17 protein-coding genes are annotated in these 23,615 nt (G+C 71.8%); 13 read left to right on the forward strand and 4 right to left on the reverse strand.

All coding sequences use genetic code 11. From position 1 onward, the window contains the following. The first annotated feature begins 43 nt into the window (after positions 1-43). A complete protein-coding gene (locus J3486_RS17150; protein WP_207821172.1) occupies positions 44-2,464 on the forward strand; it encodes a penicillin acylase family protein in 2,421 nt (806 codons plus the stop codon). A 66-nt stretch (positions 2,465-2,530) separates the two neighbouring features. On the opposite strand, the gene J3486_RS17155 is transcribed toward J3486_RS17150, so the two are convergent. Together J3486_RS17155 and J3486_RS17160 are read right to left on the reverse strand one after the other, a co-directional pair. Then, positions 2,531-4,078: an acyl-CoA synthetase gene (locus tag J3486_RS17155; protein WP_207821173.1), complete on the reverse strand. Its 1,548-nt coding sequence runs from the start codon at positions 4,076-4,078 to the stop codon at positions 2,531-2,533. Positions 4,079-4,182: 104 nt separating this feature from the next. Further along, positions 4,183-5,298 carry a nitronate monooxygenase family protein gene (locus J3486_RS17160; protein ID WP_207821174.1) on the reverse strand — a complete coding sequence of 372 codons (1,116 nt, stop codon included), beginning with the start codon at positions 5,296-5,298 and terminating at the stop codon, positions 4,183-4,185. 169 nt (positions 5,299-5,467) lie between these two features. On the opposite strand from J3486_RS17160, the gene J3486_RS17165 reads away from it, so the two are divergent. Together J3486_RS17165 and J3486_RS45215 are read left to right on the forward strand one after the other, a co-directional pair. Beyond that, positions 5,468-7,270 carry a serine hydrolase gene (locus J3486_RS17165; RefSeq protein ID WP_207821175.1) on the forward strand — a complete coding sequence of 601 codons (1,803 nt, stop codon included), beginning with the start codon at positions 5,468-5,470 and terminating at the stop codon, positions 7,268-7,270. Between the two features lie 110 nt (positions 7,271-7,380). Next, positions 7,381-7,641: an FAD-dependent monooxygenase gene (locus J3486_RS45215; protein WP_374194734.1), complete on the forward strand. Its 261-nt coding sequence runs from the start codon at positions 7,381-7,383 to the stop codon at positions 7,639-7,641. A 93-nt stretch (positions 7,642-7,734) separates the two neighbouring features. On the opposite strand, the gene J3486_RS17175 is transcribed toward J3486_RS45215, so the two are convergent. After that, positions 7,735-8,787: a LacI family DNA-binding transcriptional regulator gene (locus tag J3486_RS17175; RefSeq protein ID WP_207821176.1), complete on the reverse strand. Its 1,053-nt coding sequence runs from the start codon at positions 8,785-8,787 to the stop codon at positions 7,735-7,737. 283 nt (positions 8,788-9,070) lie between these two features. On the opposite strand from J3486_RS17175, the gene J3486_RS17180 reads away from it, so the two are divergent. Genes J3486_RS17180 through J3486_RS17225 form a run of 10 tightly spaced genes read left to right on the forward strand, consistent with a single transcriptional unit; the run spans position 9,071 to position 21,832 of the window. After that, entirely contained in the window at positions 9,071-10,342 is a 1,272-nt protein-coding gene (locus J3486_RS17180) for an ABC transporter substrate-binding protein (RefSeq protein WP_207821177.1), read from the forward strand. A 13-nt stretch (positions 10,343-10,355) separates the two neighbouring features. Then, positions 10,356-11,312, forward strand: coding sequence for a carbohydrate ABC transporter permease (locus J3486_RS17185; protein WP_207821178.1), 957 nt, complete (start codon positions 10,356-10,358; stop codon positions 11,310-11,312). Further along, positions 11,299-12,195 carry a carbohydrate ABC transporter permease gene (locus J3486_RS17190; protein ID WP_307804841.1) on the forward strand — a complete coding sequence of 299 codons (897 nt, stop codon included), beginning with the start codon at positions 11,299-11,301 and terminating at the stop codon, positions 12,193-12,195. Before J3486_RS17185 ends, J3486_RS17190 begins: the two co-directional genes overlap by 14 nt. 37 nt (positions 12,196-12,232) lie before the next feature. After that, entirely contained in the window at positions 12,233-12,997 is a 765-nt protein-coding gene (locus J3486_RS17195; RefSeq protein WP_207821179.1) for an SDR family NAD(P)-dependent oxidoreductase, read from the forward strand. Then, the gene (locus J3486_RS17200) at positions 12,994-14,784 is read left to right on the forward strand and encodes a heparinase II/III family protein (RefSeq protein ID WP_207821180.1); all 1,791 of its coding nucleotides are present in this window, start codon (positions 12,994-12,996) and stop codon (positions 14,782-14,784) included. The genes J3486_RS17195 and J3486_RS17200 overlap by 4 nt, the downstream gene beginning before the upstream one ends. Position 14,785: 1 nt before the next feature. Continuing rightward, positions 14,786-16,768, forward strand: a complete 1,983-nt coding sequence (locus J3486_RS17205) for a heparinase II/III family protein (RefSeq protein WP_207821181.1) — start codon at positions 14,786-14,788, stop codon at positions 16,766-16,768. A gap of 6 nt (positions 16,769-16,774) precedes the next feature. Next, entirely contained in the window at positions 16,775-17,383 is a 609-nt protein-coding gene (locus J3486_RS17210) for a hypothetical protein (protein ID WP_207821182.1), read from the forward strand. Beyond that, positions 17,383-18,477 (forward strand): right-handed parallel beta-helix repeat-containing protein, encoded by a 1,095-nt coding sequence (locus J3486_RS17215; RefSeq protein ID WP_207821183.1) that lies wholly within the window; start codon positions 17,383-17,385, stop codon positions 18,475-18,477. Before J3486_RS17210 ends, J3486_RS17215 begins: the two co-directional genes overlap by 1 nt. Then, positions 18,474-20,855, forward strand: coding sequence for a polysaccharide lyase 8 family protein (locus J3486_RS17220; RefSeq protein ID WP_307804842.1), 2,382 nt, complete (start codon positions 18,474-18,476; stop codon positions 20,853-20,855). The genes J3486_RS17215 and J3486_RS17220 overlap by 4 nt, the downstream gene beginning before the upstream one ends. A gap of 2 nt (positions 20,856-20,857) precedes the next feature. After that, positions 20,858-21,832: an acetylxylan esterase gene (locus J3486_RS17225; protein ID WP_307804843.1), complete on the forward strand. Its 975-nt coding sequence runs from the start codon at positions 20,858-20,860 to the stop codon at positions 21,830-21,832. Between the two features lie 18 nt (positions 21,833-21,850). On the opposite strand, the gene J3486_RS17230 is transcribed toward J3486_RS17225, so the two are convergent. Beyond that, the gene (locus J3486_RS17230) at positions 21,851-23,416 is read right to left on the reverse strand and encodes an NAD(P)/FAD-dependent oxidoreductase (RefSeq protein ID WP_207821184.1); all 1,566 of its coding nucleotides are present in this window, start codon (positions 23,414-23,416) and stop codon (positions 21,851-21,853) included. Between the last annotated feature and the right edge of the window lie 199 nt (positions 23,417-23,615).

Below are 23,615 nucleotides of genomic sequence, written 5' to 3' on the forward strand. Positions count from 1 at the left end.
GGTACGCTCAACCGCCTTTGCCCTCACGACAGTTGGGAGCACGATGCACACCCGCCCGAGACAACGGCGCCTCGTGGTAGTCGGTACGGCCCTGTTGACCGTCCTCACGGCCTCGGCCGCGCTGCCGTCGGCCGCGGCCGACCACGCGGAGCACCATCACGGCGGCGGCCTGTCCGCCACCATCCGGTACACCGAGTACGGCATTCCGCACATCGTCGCGAAGGACTACGCGAACCTCGGCTTCGGCACCGGCTGGGCGCAGGCCGCCGACCAGGTCTGCACGCTCGCCGACGGGTTCGTCACGCTGCGCGGTGAGCGCTCGCGTTACTTCGGCGCGGACGCGGCGCCGGACGGCTCGCTCTCCTCGGCGACCAAGAACCTCTCCAGCGACCTGTACTTCAAGGGCGTACGCCGGTCGGGGACGGTGGAGAAGCTGCTCGCCACGCCCGCACCGGAGGGCCCGAGCAGGGACGTGAAGGACGCGATGCGCGGCTGGGCCGCCGGGTACAACGCATGGCTGCAGCAGAATCCGATCACCGACCCGGCCTGCAAGGGCGCGGACTGGGTGAGGCCGGTGAGCGAACTCGACGTCGCCGCGCGGGGTTTCGCGATATCGGTGCTCGGCGGTCAGGGCCGCGGCATCGACGGGATCACGGCCGGGCAGCCACCGGCCGCTCCCGGTGCGGGCAGCACCGAGAAGGCGCCGACCGACAAGCAACTCGCCACCGCAGCAAGCGAGTTGTTCAGCCAGGACGACTCCGACATGGGATCGAACGCGGTCGCGTTCAGCGGGGCCGCGACGGCGAACGGGCGGGGGCTGCTGCTCGGGAACCCGCACTATCCGTGGCAGGGCGGCCGTCGCTTCTGGCAGTCGCAGCAGACGATTCCCGGTGAACTGAACGTCATGGGCGGCTCGTTGCTGGGCACGACCGGTGTCTCCATCGGGCACAACGCGCACGTGGCGTGGAGTCACACGGTCGCCACCGGTGTCACGCTCAATCTGCATCAGCTCACGCTCGACCCGTCCGACCCGACGACGTACGTGGTCGACGGCAAGCCGGAGAGGATGACGAAGCGGACCGTGACCGTGCCGGTCAAGGGGGGCGCGGACGTGACGCGGACGCAGTGGTGGACGCGGTACGGGCCGGTCGTCACCTCGCTCGGCGCCCAGCTGCCGCTGCCCTGGACCGCGACGACGGCGTACGCGCTGGGCGACCCGAACGCGCTGAACATGCGGGCCTCGGACACCGCCCTCGGCTTCAGCAAGGCCCGCTCGACGGAGGACATCCTGAAGTCCCTGCGGCGCACCCAGGGCATTCCGTGGGTGAACACGATCGCGGCGGACTCCTCCGGGCACTCGCTGTTCACGCAGTCACAGGTGCTCCCCCGCATCACCGACGAGCTGGCGGCGCGCTGTTCGACGGCGCTCGGCAAGATCACGTACCCGGCGTCGGGCGTCGCGATCCTGGACGGTTCACGCGGCGACTGCGCGCTCGGCAGCGACAAGGACGCCGTACAGCCGGGCGTCTTCGGGCCGTCGAAGATGCCGGTGCTCAAGGACGCCCCGTACGCGGAGAACTCCAACGACAGTGCCTGGCTGGCCAATCTGGACCGGCCGCTCACCGGGTACGAGCGGGTCTTCGGCACGGTCGGCACGCCGCGTTCGATGCGGACGCGCGGCGCCGCCGAGGACGTCTCGGCGATGGCGGGCAAGGGCGGTCTGACGGTCGCGGACCTGCAGCGGCAGCAGTTCACGGACCGGGTTCCGGCCGGTGATCTCGCGGCGGCGGACACCGCGAAGGCGTGCGCGACGCTGCCCGGTGGCACGGCAACGGGAAGTGACGGCAAGGTGGTTGACGTGTCGGCGGCGTGCGGGGTCCTGAAGTCCTGGGACCGCACGATGAGCACCGACAGCAGGGGCGCGCTGCTCTTCGACCGGTTCTGGCGCAGGCTCGGCGCGGCGGTCCCGGCGGCGCAGCTGTGGAAGGTGCCGTTCTCCGCGGCTGATCCCGTGCGTACGCCGAACACGCTGAACACGGACGTCCCGGCGTTCGCCACCGCGCTGGCCGACACGGTGGCCGAACTGCGCACCGCGAACATCCCGTTGGACGCGAAGCTCGGCGACCATCAGTTCGTGGTGCGCGGCGGGGAGCGGATCCCGGTGCACGGCGGTACCGAGGCGCTCGGCGTCTGGAACAAGGTCGAGCCGAACTGGGACGCGGCGAACGGCGGCTACACGGAGGTCGTGCACGGCTCCAGTTACATCCAGGCCGTGGGCTGGAACGGCAGCCGCTGCCCGGACGCGCGCACGCTGCTCACGTACTCCCAGTCGTCGAACCCGAACTCGGCGCACTACAGCGACCAGACCCGGCTCTTCTCCCAGAAGAAGTGGGTCACGGAACGCTTCTGCGAGAAGGACATCCTGCGCTCGCCGGCGCTGAAGGTGGTGCGGGTGCGCGACTGATTCCGCACACGCGCCACGGGAGGGAGGGGCGGCACGGTCACACGACCCGTGTCCGCCCCTCCCGGTTCACACAGCCCGCGTCCGCCCCTCCCAGTACGGGTCGCGCAGCCGCCGCTTGTACAGCTTGCCGTTGGGGTCGCGCGGCATCGTCTCGATGAAGTCGACGCTCTTCGGCCGCTTGTAGCCCGCGAGTCGGGTCTCGCAGTGGGCGAGGATCTCGGCGGCAAGAGCCTGCCCGGCCTCGCGCCCCTCGGCGACCTCGACGACGGCCTTGACCTCCTCGCCCCAGTCGTCGTGCGGGATGCCGAAGGCGGCCGCGTCGGCGACGGCGGGGTGGGTGAGGAGCGCGGACTCGATCTCGGCGGGGTAGATGTTGACGCCGCCCGAGATGATCATGTCGATCTTGCGGTCGCGCAGGAAGAGATAGCCGTCCTCGTCGAGGACGCCGAGGTCGCCCACGGTGAAGAAGTCGCCGATGCGGTTCTTCTTCGTCTTCGCCTCGTCCTTGTGGTACGCGAATCCGCCGGTGTTCATCTTCAGGTAGACGGTGCCGAGTTCGCCGGGCGGCAGCCGGTTGCCGTCGTCGTCGAAGACCGCCAGCTCGCTGATGGGCCAGGCCTTTCCGACGGTTCCCGGCTTCTTCAGCCAGTCCTCGGCGGTGGCGAACGCGCCGCCGCCCTCGCTCGCCGCGTAGTACTCCTCGACGCACGTTCCCCACCAGTCGATCATCGCGCGCTTGACGTGGTCGGGGCAGGGCGCGGCGCCGTGGATCGCGTGCCGCATGGACGTGACGTCGTACCGGTCCCTGATCTCCTGCGGCAGGGCGAGCAGGCGGTGGAACTGGGTCGGCACCATGTGGGTGTGCGTGCACCGGTGGGTGTCGATGAGGCGGAGCATCTCCTCGGGCGTCCACTTGTCCATCAGGACCAGCCGGTGCCCAATGTGCAGGGACGCGCCCGCGAACTGGAGCACGGCCGTGTGGTACAGCGGTGAGCAGACCAGGTGGACGTTGTCGTCGAACGGCTTGATGCCGAAGATGCCGAGGAATCCGCCGAGGTAGGACTCCTCGGGGAGCTTGCCCGACAGCGGGCGGCGGATGCCGCGCGGGCGGCCCGTCGTGCCCGAGGTGTAGTTCATGACCCAGCCGAGGGTGCGGTCCGCCGGCGCCGACTCGGCCTGCCCGTCGAGGAGTTCGGCGTACGGGCGGAAGGTGTCGACCGCGCCGACGCTGTAGCGGTGCGTGGCCGGGAGCTTCGCCTCGTCGGCGGCGGCGCGGGCCTGGTCGGCGAAGCGCTCGTGGGCGATCAACACCTTCGCTCCGGAGTCGGAGACGATCCAGGCGATCTCCGGGCCGACCAGATGGTGGTTGACCGGGACCAGGTAGAAGCCGGCCTGGGAGGCGGCCAGGTAGGCGGTGAAGAACTCGACGCCGTTGGGGAGGACGACGGCGAAGGCGTCGCCGCGCCGGAGTCCGGCGGCGCGCAGGCCGTGCACCAGCTGATTGGCGGCGGCGTGCAGGCGGCCCGCCGTCCATTCCTCGCCGTCGGGGGCGATCAGGGCGGTACGGTCCGGCTCCGCCGTGGCTTGGGCCCAGAAGCCGTTCGGGTTGGACATGGTGGGGCGTCCCTTCTCGTCTGCCGGGTGCTGTGGAGGACGGGTGCGGGCGGCACGTGGCGGGTCCCCGGCACTCCGCGACGACTTCGCACCCCCTGCGGCGCCTATCGCCCCGCGATCCGGTTGATCCGGTCGATGGCCTTCTCGAAGCCCCGGGTCAGGTCGTCGAAGACGGCCTGGACGCCGCGCTCCTCGTTCATGCGGCCCACGATCTGCCCCACGGGCGTGCCGAGCAGCGGCTCGACCTCGTACTTCTGGATGCGTGACACGGCCTCGGCTACGAGCAGACCCTGCAACGGCATGGGCAGGGTGCCGGGCCCCGCCGGGTCGTCCCAGGCGTCGGTCCACTCGGTGCGCAGTTGGCGCGCGGGCTTGCCGGTCAGCGCGCGGGAGCGGACCGTGTCGCCGGATCCGGCGGCGAGCAGTTTGCGGGTGAGTGCCGCGGAGTGCATGTCCGCCTCGGTGGTCGTCAGCCATACCGAGCCGAGCCACACGCCCTGCGCGCCGAGCGCGAGCGCGGCGGCGATCTGCTGTCCGCTGCCGATGCCGCCGGCGGCGAGCACGGGCAGCGGGTCCACGGCGTCCACGACCTCGGGCGTGAGCACCATGGAGGCGATCTCGCCGGTGTGGCCGCCGGCCTCGTACCCCTGGGCGACGACGATGTCGATGCCCGCCTCCGCGTGCTTGCGGGCGTGCCGGGCGCTGCCCGCGAGCGCGGCGACGAGCACGTCGTGGTCGTGGGCGCGGGCGATGACGTCGGCCGGGGGTGAGCCGAGCGCGTTGGCGAGGAGCTTGATCGGGTAGTCGAAGGCGACGTCGAGCTGGCTGCGCGCGACCTGTTCCATCCAGCCGGTGATCCGCCAGCCGGACGCCTCCCCCTCGGCGAGCTCGGGCACGCCGTGCCGGGCGAGGGTGTCCCGGACGAACTGCCGGTGGCCCTCCGGGATCATGGCCTCGACGTCGGCCTCGGTCAGCGTGTGGTGTCCTTTGGCTTCGACCTTCTTGGCGGGCATGACGACGTCGAGGCCGTAGGGCTTTCCGTCGGCGTGCGCGTGCAGCCAGTCGAGGTCGCGTTTGAGTTCGTCGGGCGCCGTGTAGCGGACCGCGCCGAGCACGCCGAAGCCTCCTGCCCTGCTGATGGCCGCGGCCACCGCAGGGAACGGCGTGAAGCCGAAGACAGCGTGCTCGATCCCCAGTTTCTTGCTCAGCTCCGTCTGCATGGGCGCAGGATGCCGCAGCGAACGAGCCGACGGAAGGGGTTTTCTGATGCAGCGTCAGATTCTTCACCGGCCGGGCCCGAGGTCGAGGTGGTTGACACGGAGCAGCCTTGACATGAAAGTTTCACCCGTCGTGGTAGATCCCGAAAGATACTTTCAGGAGGGCCCGTTGATGACTGGCGCAGGCGGAGCAGCGGACAGATCCGGCCGGGAGCGCACCGGCCTCACCCGGCGCCGGCTCGGCGCCGCCACCCTCGCGCTGGGCGGTGCGCTCGCCCTCGCCCCGTTCCCCGCGGGACCCGCGACGGCCGCGTCCCCGAACCGGCGCCCGACGCTGCGCCACGGCTCGCCGGAGCGCGCGGGCCTGCTCGCCGGCCCGCTGCGCCAGCTGGTCGCCGATGCCGAGAAATACCTCGGCACCTTCCCCGGCGGCCCCAAGCACCCGTGGTACGCGGGCGCCGTCCTGCTCGCCGGGCGCGGCGGCACGGTGGCCCTGCACCAGCCGATCGGCAAGGCGGTGCGGTACGCGCACTACGACGACGCGACCGACACGGGCGTGGAGTTCCCCGCGGACCAGCAGATCGACATGGCCGAGGACACCGTCTTCGACCTGGCGTCGGTCTCCAAGCTCTTCACGTCGATCCTCGCCGTGCAGGAGATCGAGCGCGGCCATCTGGAGCTGGAGACGAAGGTCGCCTCGTACCTGCCGGACTTCGCCGGCGCGGGCAAGCAGGACGTGACCATCCGTCAACTGCTCACCCACACGTCGGGGTTCACGGCGTGGATCCCGCTGTACAAGGAGCCGAACCGCGAGGGCCAGGTGCGGCTGATCTGGAACCAGCCGCTGCTCAACCCGCCGGGCACGAAGTACCTCTACTCGGACCTCAACCTGATCTCGCTCCAGCTCGTCCTGGAGAAGCTCACCGGCAAGACGCTCGACGTGCTGTTGCGCGAGCGCATCACCGGGCCGCTCGGCATGACGCGCACCCGCTACAACCCGCCCGCCGACTGGAAGCCGAAGGTCGCCGCGACGGAGGACGCCCGCGCGCCCTGGTCGGGCCTGAACCGCGGCCTGGTGTGGGGCGAGGTGCACGACGAGAACGCGTACGGTCTGGGCGGGGTCGCGGGCCACGCGGGCGTCTTCTCCACGGCCTGGGACCTGGCGGTGCTCGGCCGTACCCTGCTCAACGGCGGTGTGTACGGTGACGCGCGCATCCTCTCCCAGGAGTCGGTGGACCTGATGTTCACCGACTTCAACCAGGCGTTCCCGGGCGACGAGCACGGGCTCGGTTTCGAGCTCTACCAGCACTGGTACATGGGCGCGATGGCGACGCCGCGCACGGCGGGCCACACGGGCTTCACCGGTACGTCGATCGTGCTCGACCCGACGACGGACTCGTTCCTGATCGTCCTCGGCAACTCCGTTCACCCCGTGCGCAACTGGCGGTCCGGCTCCGCACCCCGGGTCGCCGCGGGCACCGACATGGCGCGGGCCGTCGCGGTCCGCCCCGCGCACGGCCGCGCGGCCTGGTTCTCCGGGATGGCGAGCGCCACGTCGGCGACGCTGACCTTGCCGGATCTTCAACTGACCTCACCCAACGCCCGGTTGAGCTGCGCGCTGTGGTGGGACACCGAGCCGCACTCCGACTTCCTCTTCCTGGAGGCGTCGACGGACGGCGGTACGACATGGAAGGCACTGCCGTTCACCACTGACCGCACGGATGCGCACGACACCGGGTCCGTGGACGGCTGGTCGGGCCGCACCTGGCACCACCTCGCCGCGGATCTCGGCGGATTCGGCACGGGCGCCGTCCGGGTGCGGTGGCGGTACACGACGGACCAGCTCTACGTCGGCCGCGGCGTGTACGTGGACGGGATCCGGGTCACCGACGGCCGCCGGGTCGCCTTCGACGCGTCACGCCCCGCCGATTCCTCCCGCATCGAGGCGGCGGGCTGGACGGAGTCGCGGGACTGAGTCCGCCACCGCACGGAGTTCCAACCGCTCGGTCAGCCATCTGACCTGGCGGTTCGACCCGGCGTGCCGACGGTACGCACGAGGAGGAGCGGACGCATGGAACGGACGACGTGCTGCGTGGTGGGCGGCGGCCCGGCCTCGACCGGTTCCGGGCGCGGCTCGGGCAACGGCTCGCACGGGAGCGGGAGGTGACGGACGCGATCGCGTCCTGGGACGACGTGAAGCTCCTGGAGGTGACGATGGGCCGGCTCACCACCTGGTACCGCGAGGGGCTGCTGTGCATCGGCGACGCAGCGCACATCATGTCGCCGACCGGCGGCGTCGGGGCCGACCTGGCCGCAGGCCCTGCCGGCGGCGGGCCTGCTCGGTGAAGGCGAGGGCACCGTCCGTGCGCCGGGGACTCATCGTGGCACCACCGTGTCCTGGCTCGTGCGTCGCGGTCGACAGTCGACCGTACACCGGCCTCAGTGGGCGCCCGGGGCGGGCGCGGTCGACTCCCGAACCACCAGACGGGGTCTGATCAGCAACGAACGTCCCGCGCCCGAGGACGTCTCGATCCGGGTGCGCAGCTGCTGGAAGGTCTCGGCCGCCATCTCCGGGAGCGGCTGGCGCACGGTGGTCAGCGGGGGTTCGAAGAGTTCGGCGAGCAGGATGTCGTCGAAGCCGACCACGGAGACCTCCCGGCCCGCGCTGACGCCGGCGTCACGGGCCCCTCGGCACACGCCGATCGCGCACATGTCGTTGATCGCGACGAAGCCGGTGGGCGGCTCGGGCTGCGCGAGGAGTTCCCGGGCCGCGGCCCGCCCCAGTTCGGCGGACTCCTTGTCGCCGAACTCGCTGGTCGCCGCGCCCGGCCAGACCACGGCCGACGCCGGATCGACACCAGCCTCCTCCAGGGCCGCACGGAAGCCGCGCATGCGCTCGCGCCGGTTCACACTGCTGACGGATCCGGACACGAACGCCAGCCTGCGGTGGCCGAGTTCGAGCAGATGGCGGGTGGCGAGCTCGGCCCCCATCGCGTTGTCGACGCTGATGCTGGAGAGGGACGCCGGGTCGCCGGACTGGGCGGCGCGGTCGAACGCGACCATCTTCAGGCCGCGCTTGAGCAGCGGCGCCACATGGTCGAGGGTCGGCAGCGACGAGCACAGGACGACACCGCTCACCCCGTCGGCCAGCAGCTCCTCGCCGTACTTGAGCTCCCTGGCCGGGTCGCGCTCGCTGTTGCAGAGCAGGACGTGGTACCCCTCGGCCAGCGCCACGGCCTCCAACTCCCGCGCCAGGGCGCCCCAGAAGGGGTTGGCCACGGAGGGGACGATCAGGCCGATGACGCGGATGCGGCCGGTGCGCAGCATCCGCGCGGCGCGGTTCGGCCGGTAGCCCAGCGTCTCTATGACCTGCTCGACGCGGGCGAGGGTCGCGGGCTGCATCCGGTCGGTGCGCCCGTTGAGCACATTCGAGACCGTGCTCGCGGACACCCCTGCCGCCTGTGCGACCTGATGGATCGTTACCCCGTTCAACGCGGTGCCACCTCCGGCTCGTCACGTCACTGTACGCAGCAGTGTACCGATTTACTGAACGAGCAACACCGCCAAGGGACTTCTTGATCCTCGTAACAGGACCGAAAAATAGTTGCGTGTGGGCTGTTGACGCTCGGTTGAGGCCGTTCCTAGCATCAGTGCATCGATTTACCGAAGGCCGCGACCCCACCGCGGGCATCTACGTCGTGGCACGTAGCCGCATCGATCTGTGCATCGGTGCACCACTCACCATCTCGCTTCCTCGCCTCTTAAGGGGTGTCCCATGGAACTCACGAGACGATCGCTCCTGGCCGCGCTGGGCGCCGGCACGGCGGCGGCGCTCACCGGCTGCGGCGCCGGCACCGGCGCGAGCGGCAAGGCCGACGGACCGGCCCAGGGGGAGATCTCGCTGCTCACCCCGATCTACGAGGGGGCGGACGGCAAGCAGCTCCTGGAGGGGAAGATCCTCAAGGACTTCCGCGCGAAGTACCCGGACGTCAAGGTCAGCGTCGACTACACGACGTACACCCAGCTCAACGAGAAGATCACCACCGCGCTCGCGGGCGGCCTGCTGCCGGACGTGCTGATGATGGGAGTCGGCTGGATCCCGCCGTTCGCCGCGAAGAAGGTGCTCGCCGAACTGCCGGAGTCGCTCGCCGCCAAGTACGACTACGAGGACCGGGTTCTCGAACCTTCCCGCTACCAGGGCACGTTGTACGCCCTGCCGACCGTGATGGCGACGCGCCTGGTCGCCTACCGCAAGGACCACTTCGCGGCGGCCGGCATCAAGAAGCCCCCGGCGTCACTGGCCGAACTGCGCGCCATGGCCAAGGAGTTGACCAAGGGCGAGCGGATGGGCATGGACCCGTTCTCCATCGATCTGCGCCAGTGCTGGGAGACGTTCCTGTACGCCAACGGCGGTCAGCTGTTCAGCCCCGACGGGAAGAAGACCGCGTTCACCGACGCGCGAGGTGTCGAGGCGCTGCAGTTCTTCAAGGATCTGCAGAAGGACGGCTCGGCGGACTACGCGAAGAAGACGGAGGCGGACGCGGGCGCCGCGACCAATCTCCAGCTCGGCAAGGCGTCCATGATGATGACCGGCAGCGGCCTGTGGAAGCAGCTCCAGGAGCAGAGCCCGGAGCTCATCGAGAAGGATCTCGTCGGCGCGTTCGTGCTGCGCGGCCGCAGGCCCGCGATGCTCACCGGCGGCACCCTGGTCTGCCAGTCGGCGCGCAGCCAACACGCCGCCGCCGCACAGGCGTTGGTCGCGCACCTGGCGGCGCCCGGCAACGTGCTGGCGGCCGCGAAGCAGCGGGCGACGGTCCCCGGCATCACCTCGCTGCGCTCGTCGTCGTACGTGAAGGGCAACAAGCTGGTCGACTTCTCGGTCCGCAATCTGGGCGACGCCTGCGCCGAGGGCGGCACTCCGGCCTGGATGGAGATCCGCGAGAAGATCAAGCCGACGCTCGAACCGGCGATCGTGGGCGACACGTCGGCGGCGTCCGCCATAGCCGACCTCGGCGAGCTGGCCGACGCGGCCATCTCCCGGCTGTGAGGGGTCGCTGACCGTGGGAGCCGTCTCCGTACTCAAGACGCGGCCGCCGACCGCGCCCGCACCACCCGTCGCGCCGTCGACTCCCGCTCGCCGCAAGGGTCCTGGGGCCCGCAGGCGCCGGGCGGGTCTGCTGATGGTGGCGCCCGCGCTGCTGCACGCGGCGCTGTGGATCGGTGTGCCGGTCGTCGCCGCCGTGTGTCTGGCGTTCACGTCGTACGACGTACTGACCCCGCCGAGGTTCGTCGGCCTGGACAACTTCCGGGACATGCTGAACGACGCCGTGTTCCGCAAGGCGATCGTCAACACCGTCGTCTACACGTTCTTCACGGTGCCGTTCGGGATGGCGCTCGGGCTGCTGCTCGCCCTCGCGCTCAACACCGGGCTGCGGGCACGCGGAGTGTTCCGGACCGCGATCTTCCTGCCGCAGGTGACCGCGACCGTGGCGATCGCGCTGGTGTGGCTGTGGATCTACAACCCGCGCAACGGCCTGTTCAACACGCTGCTCGGCCTGTTCGGGATCGAGGGCCCGGCCTGGCTCGCCTCCACGTCGTGGGCGATGCCGTCGGTGATCCTCGTCGGCGTCTGGCAGGGCATCGGCATGAAGATGCTGATCTATCTGGCCGCGCTGCAGAACCTTCCGAAGGACCTGTACGAGGCGGCCTCCGTCGACGGGGCCTCGCCGGTGCGGCAGTTCTTCTCGATCACGCTGCCGCTGCTGAAGCCGGCCACCTTCTTCGTCCTCATCACCTCGATGATCGGCGCGTTCCAGTCCTTCGACCAGATCTACGTCCTCACCGACGGCGGCCCCGCGGGCTCGACGACGATGATGACGTACGAGATCTACAAGTCGGCGTTCCGCGAGTTCCGCGTGGGCTACGCCTGCGCCCAGTCGCTGGTCCTGTTCGTGCTGCTCATGGGGTTCACCCTCGTCAACCGGCGCATCATGGGAGGCACCCGTGGCCACGACTGAGACCGTGCGCCCCGCGGCGCGGCGGCCCGTTCCGCCCGGCCGGATCGTGCTGTACGTGACGCTGTCGGTGATCTCGCTGCTGATGGTGGTGCCCTTCCTGTGGATGATCGTCACCTCGCTGAAGACCCCGCAGGAGATCGCGTCCGAGCACACCGGGCTGCTGCCCGCGCACTGGGACTTCGGCAACTACGTCGACGCGTTCGACGCGGCGCCGTTCGCCACGTACGCCCGCAACAGCTTCGTCATCGCGCTCAGTCACACCGTGCTCAACGTGGTGTTCGCGTCGATGGCGGGGTACGCGCTGGCCCGGATCCGGTTCCGCGGCAGTGAGTTCCTGTTCTACTGCTTCGTCGCCGCGCTGATGATCCCGACGTACACCAAGGTCCTGCCCGAGTTCCTGATCGTGCGGTTCATGCCGCTCGCGGGCGGCAACGACCTGTTCGGGCAGGGCGGCAGCGGCTGGCTCGACACCTGGTGGGCGCTGATCGTGCCCGGCGCGGTGACACCGTTCGCGGTGTTCCTGTTCCGCCAGTTCTACCTGGATCTTCCGGTGGAGCTGGAGGAGGCGGCCCGCCTCGACGGGCTCGGCGAGTTCCGGATCTACGCCCGCATCATGACGCCGCAGGTCAAGCCGGCGCTCACCACGGTGGCGCTGCTGACCTTCGAGTCGTCGTGGAACAACTTCCTGTGGCCGCTGCTCGTGACGCGCACCGACAGTCTGCGCGTCATCCAGGTCGGCCTGTCGGTCTTCAAGACGGAGAACGGCACGCAGTGGCACTTCCTCATGGCCGGTACGACGCTCGCGACGCTGCCGATGGTGCTGCTGTTCCTGCTCGGCCAGCGCTACTTCGTGCAGGGGTTCGCCCACACCGGCCTCAAGTGACCCCTCGCAACTCCCCGCCCTTTTCGAAAGGTTCCGCATGTCCAGTGATCTTCAGGGTTCCCGTGCGCTCGTGACCGGCGCGGGGCACGGCATCGGCCGGGCCATCGCCGTCGCGCTCGCCGCGGCCGGCTGCGACGTCGCCGTGCACTACCGCGGCTCGGCCGAGGAGGCGGGCCGCACGGTCGCCGCGATCGAGGAGCTGGGACGGCGCGCCAAGGCGTTCCAGGCCGACGTCACCGTCACGGCCGAGGTGGACGGGCTCGTGGCCGACACCGTCGGGTTCCTCGGCGGGCTCGACGTCCTCGTGTGCAACGCGGGGCATCTGATCGGCCGGGCGACCGTCGCGGAGATGAGCGACGAGCACTTCGACCGGGTGATCGACGCGAATCTGACGTCGACGTTCCGTACCTGCCGGGCCGCCCTGCCACATCTGTCGGCGTCGCCCGCCGGGCGCATCGTGACCATGTCGTCGCTGGCCGCGCACAACGGCGGTGGCCCCGGCTCGGTGGCGTACGCCGCCGCGAAGGCCGGCATCCGCGGCTTCACGAAGGCGCTGGCCAAGGAGGTCGCGGGGGCGGGCGTGACGGTGAACGCGGTCGCGCCGGGCTTCATCAAGGGCACCGCGTTCCACGACACGTTCACGGCGCCCGAGGCGCAGGAGGCGATGGCGGCGGGCATCCCGGTCGGCCGTCCCGGCACGCCGGAGGACGTCGCCGCGTCCGTCGTCCACCTCGCCTCGCCCGCCGCCGGGTTCCTCACGGGGACGACGCTCGACATCGACGGTGGTGTGTGGCCCCGATGAGCCGGATGATCCCGCGCGAGCGGGGCGGCTGGTGGCACGCGTACGTGTGTCCCGCGCACGGTCTCGAACTGGACCACGGCGACGTGCTGTCCGGGGTGTTCCCCGAGGGCGGCGCGCGGTGTGCCCGCGGCTGCCGGGTGGACACCCCCGAGGTGCGCGGCGCGTGGACGGTCCTCGCGCACCAGGCGTGGGCGCGCCGGATCCGGGTGCTCGCGCTGCGCGGAGAGGACGCCGATGCGGTGCGGCTACTGGTCGAGTACGCCGATGTGTACCGGGAGTTGGCGGCCGACGGGCACGAGGGCGCGCAGGCGTGGATGCTGCGCGGGCGGCTCTTCCACCAGGCGCTGACCGACGCGATCTGGGCGGTGAACATCGGACACGCCGTCTGGACGCTCGCGGAGCACGGCGCGCCCGGTACCGACGCCGTGCTCCCGCTCCTGGACGAACTGGAACGGGCGGCCCTCGACGCCCGGCACGTCCTGGTCGACCGGGGCGATCTGGCGTCGAACTACACGACGTGGCTGACAGCGGCGGGGATCGCGACGGGCCGGGCGGCGGCGCTGGTGCGCGGCACTTCGTGGGACGGCGCCAAGCAGTGGCTGGACGGGCCGCACGGGCTGTACGCGCAGCTGCGGGCGTGCGTCGGCGGCGACGGCTGGGAGTGGGAGGGCAGCACGTACTACCACGGGTTCGTGCTGCGGGCCGCGCTGCTCGCGCTGCGCGGTCTCGCTCCCGCGGACGTTCCGGCGGACGTGGCGCAGCGGTTGTGCGGCATGGTCGACGTGCTCGCGGCGCTGGCCACGGACGGCGGGGTGCTGCCCGCCCTCAACGACGGGCCGTACGTGCGGGCTCCGCTCGCCCTGGAGTGGCTCGAACTGGTCGCGCTGGCGGAGGGTTTCGCGCCGTCGTCGCGTCTCGCCGCGGTGGCGGCGCAGGCCCGGGTGGAGGCCGGGGCGATGGACGACGGCATGGACCTGCTGCTCTCCGGCCAAGGCCCGTGGTTCGCGGGTCCCCCGCTGCCGGAGCGGCCGGCGCCCGCGCCGGTGACGGTCTTCGAGGACGCCGGGTACGCGGTGGTGCGTTCGGCCGGGGTGCAGGCGGTTCTGGCGTTCGGGCCGCACGGCGGTTCGCACGGGCACCGGGACAAGCTGGCCCTGTCGCTGTACGGCAGCGGCGCGTGCTGGCAGCCCGATCCGGGCCAAGTCCCCTACGCGCACGCCGAGTTCCGGGACCATTACGCCTCGACGGCGGCGCACCCGGCGTTCCGGGTCGACGGCGCCGAGCAGGCGGAGTGCGCGGGCCGACTCGTAGCGCGCGACGCGGTGTCGGTGACGGCCGAGGTGAGCGAGGCGTACGACGGGGTGCGGGCGGTGCGCCGGATCGAGGCGGCGGGCTCCCACCTCGTCGACGTCCTGACGGTGGAGGCCGGCGCCGGACGGCAGGTCACGGCCCAGTTGCGGCCCGGCGTCGCGCTCGACGTGCAGGTGCAGCCGGACGGGCCGGTGCGCACGACCTGGTACGGGCCCGGCGACGAGGTGCTGCACGGCTGGCACGCCTCGGACGGTGCCGTACGCCCGGTGACCCGGCCGGGACCAGGGACGGCTGACGATCCTCAACTCACGCACACCTGGGTCGACTTGACCGGGTACGGCGCGCGGATCGTGTACGCGTCCGTGTACCGGACGGCGGCGCAGGGCCCGGCCGTGACGGATGTGCGCGTGACCGGGGACGAGGTCGTGGTGGAGCGCGCCGACGGCTCGCGGAGCGTGCACGGGACGGGGGCCTGACATGCTGCTGTCCGCGACGCCACCGCCGGGCCCGCGCCCGCACCAGGAGCGCAGGCTGCTCGACGAGGCGGTCCGGCACCGGGCGCTGACGCCACCGTCCCGGCACCCGGAGGCGAGCATCACCTGGCTGGGCCCGGCCGCCGCCCACCCGGCGCTCGCCCACCGCCTGACCGGCGACCCGGCCCATCTCGCCGAGGCGGAGCGGTGGATCGCGGCGGCGGTCCGTCTCCCGCACTGGGGCCGGGCCCACATGCCCGACCACGACCTGGACGCGGGCTGGCTGCTGCACGGTCTGTCCCTGGCCCACCACTGGATCGGCGACGTGCTCTCCCCCGACCTCGTGGGCCTGCTGCGCTACAAACTCCTCGTCCAGGGGCGGCGGTTGTACGAGTTCGCGGTGGCGACCGAGGGCCGCTGGTGGTCGTCCTCGTACTGGCAGAACCACAACTGGATCTGCTACGCGGGCCTCGCGACCGCCGGGTACGTGCTCGGGCGCGAGGAGTGGACGGAGCGGGCCAAGGACAATCTGGGCCGGGTCCTGGACGCGCTGCCCGCCGACGGCTCGCACGCCGAGGGCGTCGTGTACTGGCGGTACGGGGTGCCGTGGCTGGCGATCCATCTCGATCTGCTCCAGGAGTGCGAGGGCCTGGACTGGTGGGACCGGGGCGGCTTCATGGAGCACACCTTCGGCTTCCGGCTGCATCAGTCGGCGCCCGGTTTCGCCGAGCAGACCGGACACGGCGACTGCCACGACCGGCGCAGTGGTCACAGCGTGGCCCTGTACCGGCGGCTCGCCGCACGCTTCGGGATCGGCGAGGCCCAGTGGCTCGCCGACCTCGTGGACCGCGAACTCTTCGACGACGAGGCCGTGTTGAGCGGCGTACGGCCGGGGATCCGGGCGGAGGCATATCTGGAGTACCTGTGGCACGACCCGTCGGTCGAGCCGGTCGCGCCCGCGCGGACGCATGCGTACTTCCCTGATCTCGGGCTGCTCACGGCGCGAACGGGGTGGGACGCGGCGGCGACGTTCGTGTCGTTCAAGGCGGCGCCGGGCGGCGGCCACCAGGCGTGGGAGACGTCGGCGAAGCACCGGGCCGACCTCGGCTGGGAGACGCTCGGCCAGGGGCATCACCACCCGGACGCCGGGTCGTTCGTCCTCACGTCGGGCGGTTCCTTCCTCGCCGTCGACGAGGGCTACAGCAACAACAAGCGAACCGCGCACCACAATCTGCTGCTCGTCGACGGACAGGGCTTCGCGGGCGAGGGCCGCTACCACGTGTACGAGGGCATGCCGTACGAGCACCGGGCGCGGCTGCGGGACGTGCTGGCCGACGGCGGGTGGGCGCACGGCACCGCGGAGATCGCCGCGATGTACCCGTCCGAACTGGGTGTGCGACGCCTTGACCGGACGCTGGTCTGCACCCCGTCGGGGCGCCTCGTGCTGCTCGACGAGGCGGCGGCCGACACCGCCCGCACCTGGACGTTCCTGCTGCAGACGGACGCGCCGACGACACCGCACGGCCCTGACGGTCACGACCGGCTGATCGAGGCCGGGGACGCGCGGGCCTGGCTGCGCCGGCACGCCCCCGACGACGGCGAGGTCGTCTCGCGGCCGGTCGAGGTCGAGGCCAACCCCACGTCCAGCACACCGGAGTTGAGCATCACGCGAACCCTGCACACACTGCGGGTGACGACGCCCGCACGCGCACAGGCTCGGTTCCTGACGACGATCGAGCCGGAGGCGCAGGCGCCGACGGCACGTTGGACCCCGTACGGCATCACCTTCGCGACGCCCGACGGCCCGGAGACCGTGCTCCTCTCCCCTGTCGAGCGGCGCATCGAGGCGCCCGGGGTGTCGGCGCACGCGGCGGCGGTGCTGCTCGCGCCCGGCCGTGCGCCCTATGTGGTCGCGGGCACGCGCCTCGCCCTGGACGGAAGGACCGTCCGCACCTGGACGGAGCCGCACACCGGATCGGCGGTATAGACGGCGATGACCATGTCTCTCCAGTTCGGCTCGCGCGGACGGCCGCTGCGGGTGCTCGACCGGGTGGCCCAACCGGCCGCAGCGGGCGCCGCGTTCACGGTCCTGGCCCTCGGCGTCGTGACCTGGCTGCCCGCGCTCGTCGCCCTCGCCCGCACGCTCCAGCGATGGCGCTCCGACGGGGACAACCGGTGCTTCACCGGGGTGTTCGCCGTGTTTCCGCGCTGCTGGCGCGTGCTGTGGCGGCAGAGCCTCATCGGGACCGCCGCCGTGGCCGTCCTCCTCGCCAACTGCCTCTTTCTGAGCGGGCGTTCCAGTCCGCACCCGTTCGTGCTGCTGGCCGCGCAGGCCGGGATCGTGGCGGCCCTCGCGGTCCACTGCACGGCGTTCGCGGCGCACGCGGCCCTCGCCCCGGACGCGCCGCCCGCCGACTGGCATCAGCGGGCGTTCGCCCTCGCCTTCGGCTCGCCCGCGCGCGGCACCGCTCTGCTCGGCGCGGCCGTCTCCGCCGTGATCCTCACGCTGCCCGTCCCGCTCGGCCCGCTGCTGTTCGGTCCGAGCGTGCCCGTCCTGCTCGCCCTGCACTTCGCCGCACCGCAACCAGAGAGGACCCCGTGATGTCCAGACGCACCCCGCACGTCCTGTCCGCCCTCGCGCTCGGCGCCTGCGCCGCGCTCGCCCTGCCCGCCGCACCGGCCACCGCGGCCACCGCGTACTACGTGAGCCCGAGCGGCAGCGACACCGCCGCCGGTACGTCGCCCGGCGCGCCGTTCGCCACGATCCAGCACGCCCTCGACGTGGCCCCGGAGGGCTCCGTCGTGCACCTGGCCTCGGGCACGTACCTCCAGGACGTGGTGACGCGCCGGGAGAACGTCACCCTCACCGGCCCGGCGAGCGCCGTCGTGAAGGGGGCGGGCAGCACCCGTATCGTGCAGGTGCAGCACGACGGCACCGTCCTCGACGGGTTCACCGTGGACGGCCTGTTCGGGTCGTCGAGCAGCGTCGCCGGCTACCGCTCCAAACTCGTCTACGTGATGAGCACAACGCCCGGCAACGGCGTCAACGCCCTGACGATCACGAACATGACGCTGAAGAACGCGGCCGACGAATGTCTGCGGCTGCGCTATCTCGTCACGGGTGCCGACGTGCACGACAACACGATCAGCGACTGCGGCGTCGCCGACTTCAAGTTCGGCGGGGGCGGCAAGAACGGCGAGGGTGTCTATCTCGGCACGGCCCCCGAGCAGCAGGGCGCGAACGGTGCGCCCGACGCGGCCCCCGACGTCAGCAAGAACAACCGGATCCACCACAACACGATCGCCACGCGCGGCAACGAGTGCGTCGACGTGAAGGAGAACTCCACCCACAACTACGTGGAGTACAACGACTGTTCGCAGCAGCGTGACCCGAGTTCGGGTGGGCTCGACGCGCGTGGGAACGGCAACATCTTCCGGTACAACACTCTGCACGACAACACGGGCGCGGGCGTCCGGCTCGGCGGCGACACCGCCACGGACGGTGTCGACACCCAGGTCTACGGCAACACGATCACCGACAACGCGGGCGGCGGCATCAAGGTGATGCGCACCCCGCAGGGGCCGGTGTGCAGCAACACGATGAGCGGGAACACCGGGGGGAACTCCGTGGGCACGTACGGCGCCGACTACGACCCGACGGCCCTCTGCTCCGCGAGCGCCGGGGCCGCGTCGTGACCACGACCCGCCGCACCGTCCTCGCCGGCACCGGCGCGGCCCTCGCCGCGCTCGCCCTCCCGACGCCCCTGCTGTCCGTCGCGCACGCCGACGACGACACGGCCTCCCTGCGCGCCCGTTGGCAGACCCTGCTGACCGGCGGGCCGGGGCTCGACACCACGGAGCCGCGGATCGCCGCCGCGGTCGCCCGGATCGACCGGGCGGCGGTGAGCGCCGCGAAGGGCCTCGACCCGTCCCGCACCGACGGCCTGTGGCCCGACCTGACCAGCACCTCCGTCTCGAACCACGTCACCACGTCCTTCAAGCGGCTCGCGACGATCGCCACCGCGTGGGCGGTGCCGGGCACGGGCCAGTACGGCGACGCGGCCCTCGCAGAGCTGCTGTGCCGGGGCGTCGACTGGATGCTCGACCACCGCTACGGCCCCGATCACGTGCGGTTCGACAACGACTGGGACTGGGAGATCGGCTGCGGGCTCGCCCTCAACGACACAGCGGTGCTGCTCTTCGACGTGCTCGGCGCGGACCGGCTGACCCGGGTCACCGACGCCGTACGCCACTACACGCCGGACCCGAACCTGTGGCGCGTGGACCGGCAGATCGCCACGGGCGCCAACCGGGTGTGGATCTGCACGGTCGTCGCCGTGAACGCCGTGCTGCGCGGTGCCGGCACCGATCTGGCGCGGGTGCGCGACGCCCTGTCGGACGTGGAGGGCGGCGGCGCGAACAGCGTGCTCGCCTTCCAGGACACCCTGGGCGACCAGGGCACCGGTGAGGGCTTCTACTCCGACGGCTCGTTCCTCCAGCACTACAAGCACCCCTACAACGGGGGCTACGGTAAAGAGCTGTTGGGCAATCTGTCCCGGCTGCTCAACCTGCTCACCGGCACCGACTGGGAGGTCACCGACCCGGACCTGCTGAACGTGCGGCGGTGGGTGACGGACGGCTTCGAGCCGCTGATCGCCCGTGGGGACGTGCAGGCCGGGGTGTGCGGCAGGGAGATCGCCCGGTCCAGCAAGCAGGGGCACGTGGCGGCGCAGACGGTGATCGAGGCCGTGCTGCGGCTGCTGCCGGGCCTCACCGGCGACGACGCCGACCGGTTCGCGGCGCTGGTCAAACAGTGGATCACCGAGGACACGTACCGCGACTTCCTCGACGTCACCGACCTGGCCTCGCTCGTCGCGGCCCAGCGGCTGCTGGCCTCCGCCACGAAACCGCGCGGCCCGCTAGTGACGCACCGTCAGTTCCCGCGCATGGACAAGGCGATGCACCACCGCCCGGCGTTCACGCTCGGCATCTCCGCCTACTCCACCCGTATCTACAACTACGAGTCCATCCAGAACGAGAACCTGCACGGCTGGCACCTCTCCGACGGCATGGTGCTCCTGTACGACGCCGACCTCGGCCACTACAGCGAGGACTACTGGCCGACCGTGGACCCGCTGCGGCTGCCCGGCACCACCGTCGTCGCCGAGCGCCCGGCGGACGCGGCGGGCCAGCGCACCACGAGCACCGCCGACTGGGCGGGCGGCGCGGCGCTGCCCGGGACGACGCTCGGCGCGTACGGCATGGCACTGCGCGCGTACGGGAGTTCGCTTCGGGCCCTCAAGAGCTGGTTCTGCCTGGACGACGTGATCGCGCACGTCGGCTCGGGGATCACGGCGGACGCGGGTCCCGTGGAGACGATCGTCGAGAACCGCAAACTCCGTGACGCAGCGGCCGGGTTGACGGTGGACGGAGTGCCGGCGCCGTCCGACGCCGGCTGGTCGGCCACGTACGAGAACGCGCGCAGTGTGCACCTGGCGGGGACGGGCGGCTATGTCTTCCCCCGGCCGGCCGCCGTACGCGCCCTGCGCGAACAGCGCACCGCGACCTGGCGGGACATCAACATCAAGTACGGCACCGACACACCGGTCACCCGGCCGTATCTCACGCTGTGGCAGGAGCACGGCACGGCGCCGACAGACGCGGGGTACTGCTGGCTCCAGTTGCCGGGGGCGTCGGCCGAGCGGACCGCGCAGGCTGTGCTCGCTCCTCCGGTGCACACCGTCGCCGAGTCGACGGCCGTGCACGCGGTGCGGCGCCCGGCCGACGGGCTGCTCGCCGCCAACTTCTGGGCGGCGGGCCGGGCCGGCGAGCTGGCCGCCGACGGGCCCGCGTCCGTCGTCGTGCGCCCGCTCGACGGGCGGATCGACGTGGCGGTGAGCGATCCGACGCAGCTGCGGGACCGGATCGTGCTCGACCTCGACCTGCCCGGCTGGAAGGTCGCCCGCGCCGACACCGGCGTCGCGGCCACCCGGCGCGGCGCCGCCACCCGGATCACCGTCGACACCGCGGGACTGCACGGCGCGACCGTCTCCCTCACCCTCTCCAGGAGCTGACCTTGCTGTTCGACATGCCACTCGACCGGCTGCGGGAGTACCGGCCCGAGCCGGAGGAGCCCGCCGACTTCGACGCGTTCTGGCGCAAGACGCTCGACGACACCGCCCGGCATCCGCTGGACGCCCGCTTCGTGCCGTACGAGACGGGGCTCGCGACGGTGGACGTCTTCGACGTGACGTTCCACGGGTGGGGCGGGCAGCCCGTGAAGGCGTGGCTGCTGCTGCCGCGCTCGCGCTCGGGGCCGCTGCCCGCCGTCGTCCAGTACATCGGCTACAACGGCGGCCGGGGCATCCCGTACTCCTGGCTGACCTGGAGCGCGCTCGGCTGCGCCCATCTCGTCATGGACAACCGTGGGCAGGGCGGCGGCGGCAAGAACACCGCCGACACCCCGGACCTCGCTCCGGAGGGGCACGGCTCGTCGTCGCCCGGCTTCCTGACGCGCGGCATCGAGGACCCGCACCGGCACTACTACCGGCGGCTGATCACCGACGCGGTGCGGGCCGTCGACGCGGTCCGCGCGCACGAGGCGGTCGACGCGGCGCGGGTCGCGGTGCTCGGCGGCAGCCAGGGCGGCGGGCTCGCCCTCGCCGTGTCGGGGCTGCGCGACGACGTCGCGGCGACCGTCGCCGACGTGCCGTTCCTGTGCCACTTCCGGCGGGCGTCGCAGATCACGGACAACGGTCCGTACGCGGAGATCGCCCGCTTCCTGTCGGGACACCGCTTCGGCGTGGAGGCGGCGATGGAGACCCTGTCCTACTTCGACGGGGTCAACTTCGCGGCGCGGGCGGCGAGTCCGGCGTGGTTCTCGGTCGGCCTGATGGACAAGGTGTGCCCCTCGTCCACCGTGTTCGCCGCCTACCACCGGTATGCCGGGCCCGCCGCCATCGAGGTGTTCCCCTACAACGGGCACGAGGGCGGCGCCGAGTACGACCTGCCGCGCAAGATCGGTGCGCTGCGGGGCGTCTTCGCCGGCTGAGCGAAGAGGGGCCGGGGGTCAGCGGCCGAGCACCGCCATGGCGGCGTTGTGCCCGGGAATGCCGCTGACCCCGCCTCCGCGCACCGCGCCCGCGCCGCACAGCAGCACGTTCGCGTGGGCGGTCTCCACACCCCAGCGGCCGGTGCCGTCCTGCTCGTACGGGAAGGCGAGGGCGCGGTGGAAGATGTTGCCGCCCGGCAGCCTCAGGTCCCGCTCCAGGTCGAGCGGGGTCTTCGCCTCGATGCACGGGCGGCCGTCGGCGTCCTCGGCCAGGCACTCCTCGATGGGCTCGTCCAAAGCGGTGTCGAGCTGGGCGAGGGTGGCTTTGAGCAGGTCGGCGCGGACCGTGTCGTGGTCGGCGGCGAAGAGGCGGGCCGGAGTGTGCAGTCCGAAGAGCGTGAGGGTCTGGTAGCCGCGCTCGACGAGCTCCGGGGCCAGGATGGTCGGATCGGTGAGGCTGTGACAGTAGATCTCGGACGGCGGGGCGCTCGGCAGTGAGCCCGCCGCCGCCTCGGTGTACGCGGTCGCCAACTGGCCGTATCCCTCGGCGACATGGAAGGTCCCGGCGAACGCCTCGCGCGGGTCGACGGCCGTGTCCTTCAGCCGGGGCAGCCGCTTCAGCAGCATGTTGACCTTGAGCTGGGCGCCTTCGGCCGGGGTCGGCGGGGTGTCGCCGATGAGCCGGGCGAGGGCCTCCGGCGAGGCATTGACGAGGACGTGCCCCGCGGCGACGGTCCCTTCGCCGTCCTCGCTCCGGTAGGCCACCTCGGCGCGCTGCCCGTCGGTCTCGATCCGGGTCACCTCGTGCCCGGTGACGAGATGCGCACCCGCGGCGCGGGCGGCGTTCGCGAGGGCGTCGGTCAGCGCGCCCATGCCGCCCACCGGGACGTCCCAGTCGCCCGTTCCGTTGCCGATCACGTGGTACAGGAAGCAGCGGTTCTGGGCCAGGCCCGGGTCGTGGGCGTCGGCGAACGTGCCGATCAGCGCGTCGGTGAGCACGACGCCGCGCACCAGGTCGTCGTCGAAGTGCCGCTCGATCCCGGCCCCGATGGGCTCCTCGAACAGCAGCCGCCACGCCTCCTCGTCACCGACGCGCTCGCGCAGGGCGGCGCGGGTCGGGAGGGGCTCGGTGAGGGTCGGGAAGACGCGCTCGGCGACCTGCCGGGTCATCTCGTAGAACCCGGTCCATGCCTCGTACGCGCGATCGTCACCGGTGAGCCGGGCGAAGGAGGCGCGGGTCCGGTCGTCACCGCCGCCGACGAGCAGCCCTGTGGGCCGGCCGTCGCGCACGTCGGGGGTGTACGAGGAGACGGTGCGCTGCCGCACCGCGAAGTCGAGCCCGAGGTCGGACACGATCTTCTTCGGCAGCAGGCTGACGAGATACGAGTACCGGGACAGGCGGGCGTCCACGCCGGGGAACGGACGGGTCGAGACGGCGGCGCCGCCGGTCGTCCCGAGCCGTTCCAGGACGGTGACGGTGCGCCCTGCACGGGCGAGGTAGGCGGCGGCGACCAGGCCGTTGTGGCCACCGCCGACGATGACGACGTCCGAGGTGGGGGCGGGGACGGTGCTGGGTGCGGGCATGGCTCTTCGTAACACGGGAGGGGGCGGGGCAGCCAGAGGTCGTCCGGGGAGGTCGCCCCTGTGGGGCTTCGCCCCGGAGCCTCGTCGCCGTTGCGGGATGTGCGCTGTCGGCGGGCGCGGGTCTCGTCGTGGTTGCTCGCGCAGTCCCCGCGCCCCCAGGTGGGGTTTCGCCCCGTCCCTGCGCGCCATCGCGGTACCC

It is taken from the genome of Streptomyces sp. VRA16 Mangrove soil (genome assembly GCF_017377775.1).
Classification (GTDB): Bacteria; Actinomycetota; Actinomycetes; order Streptomycetales; family Streptomycetaceae; genus Streptomyces.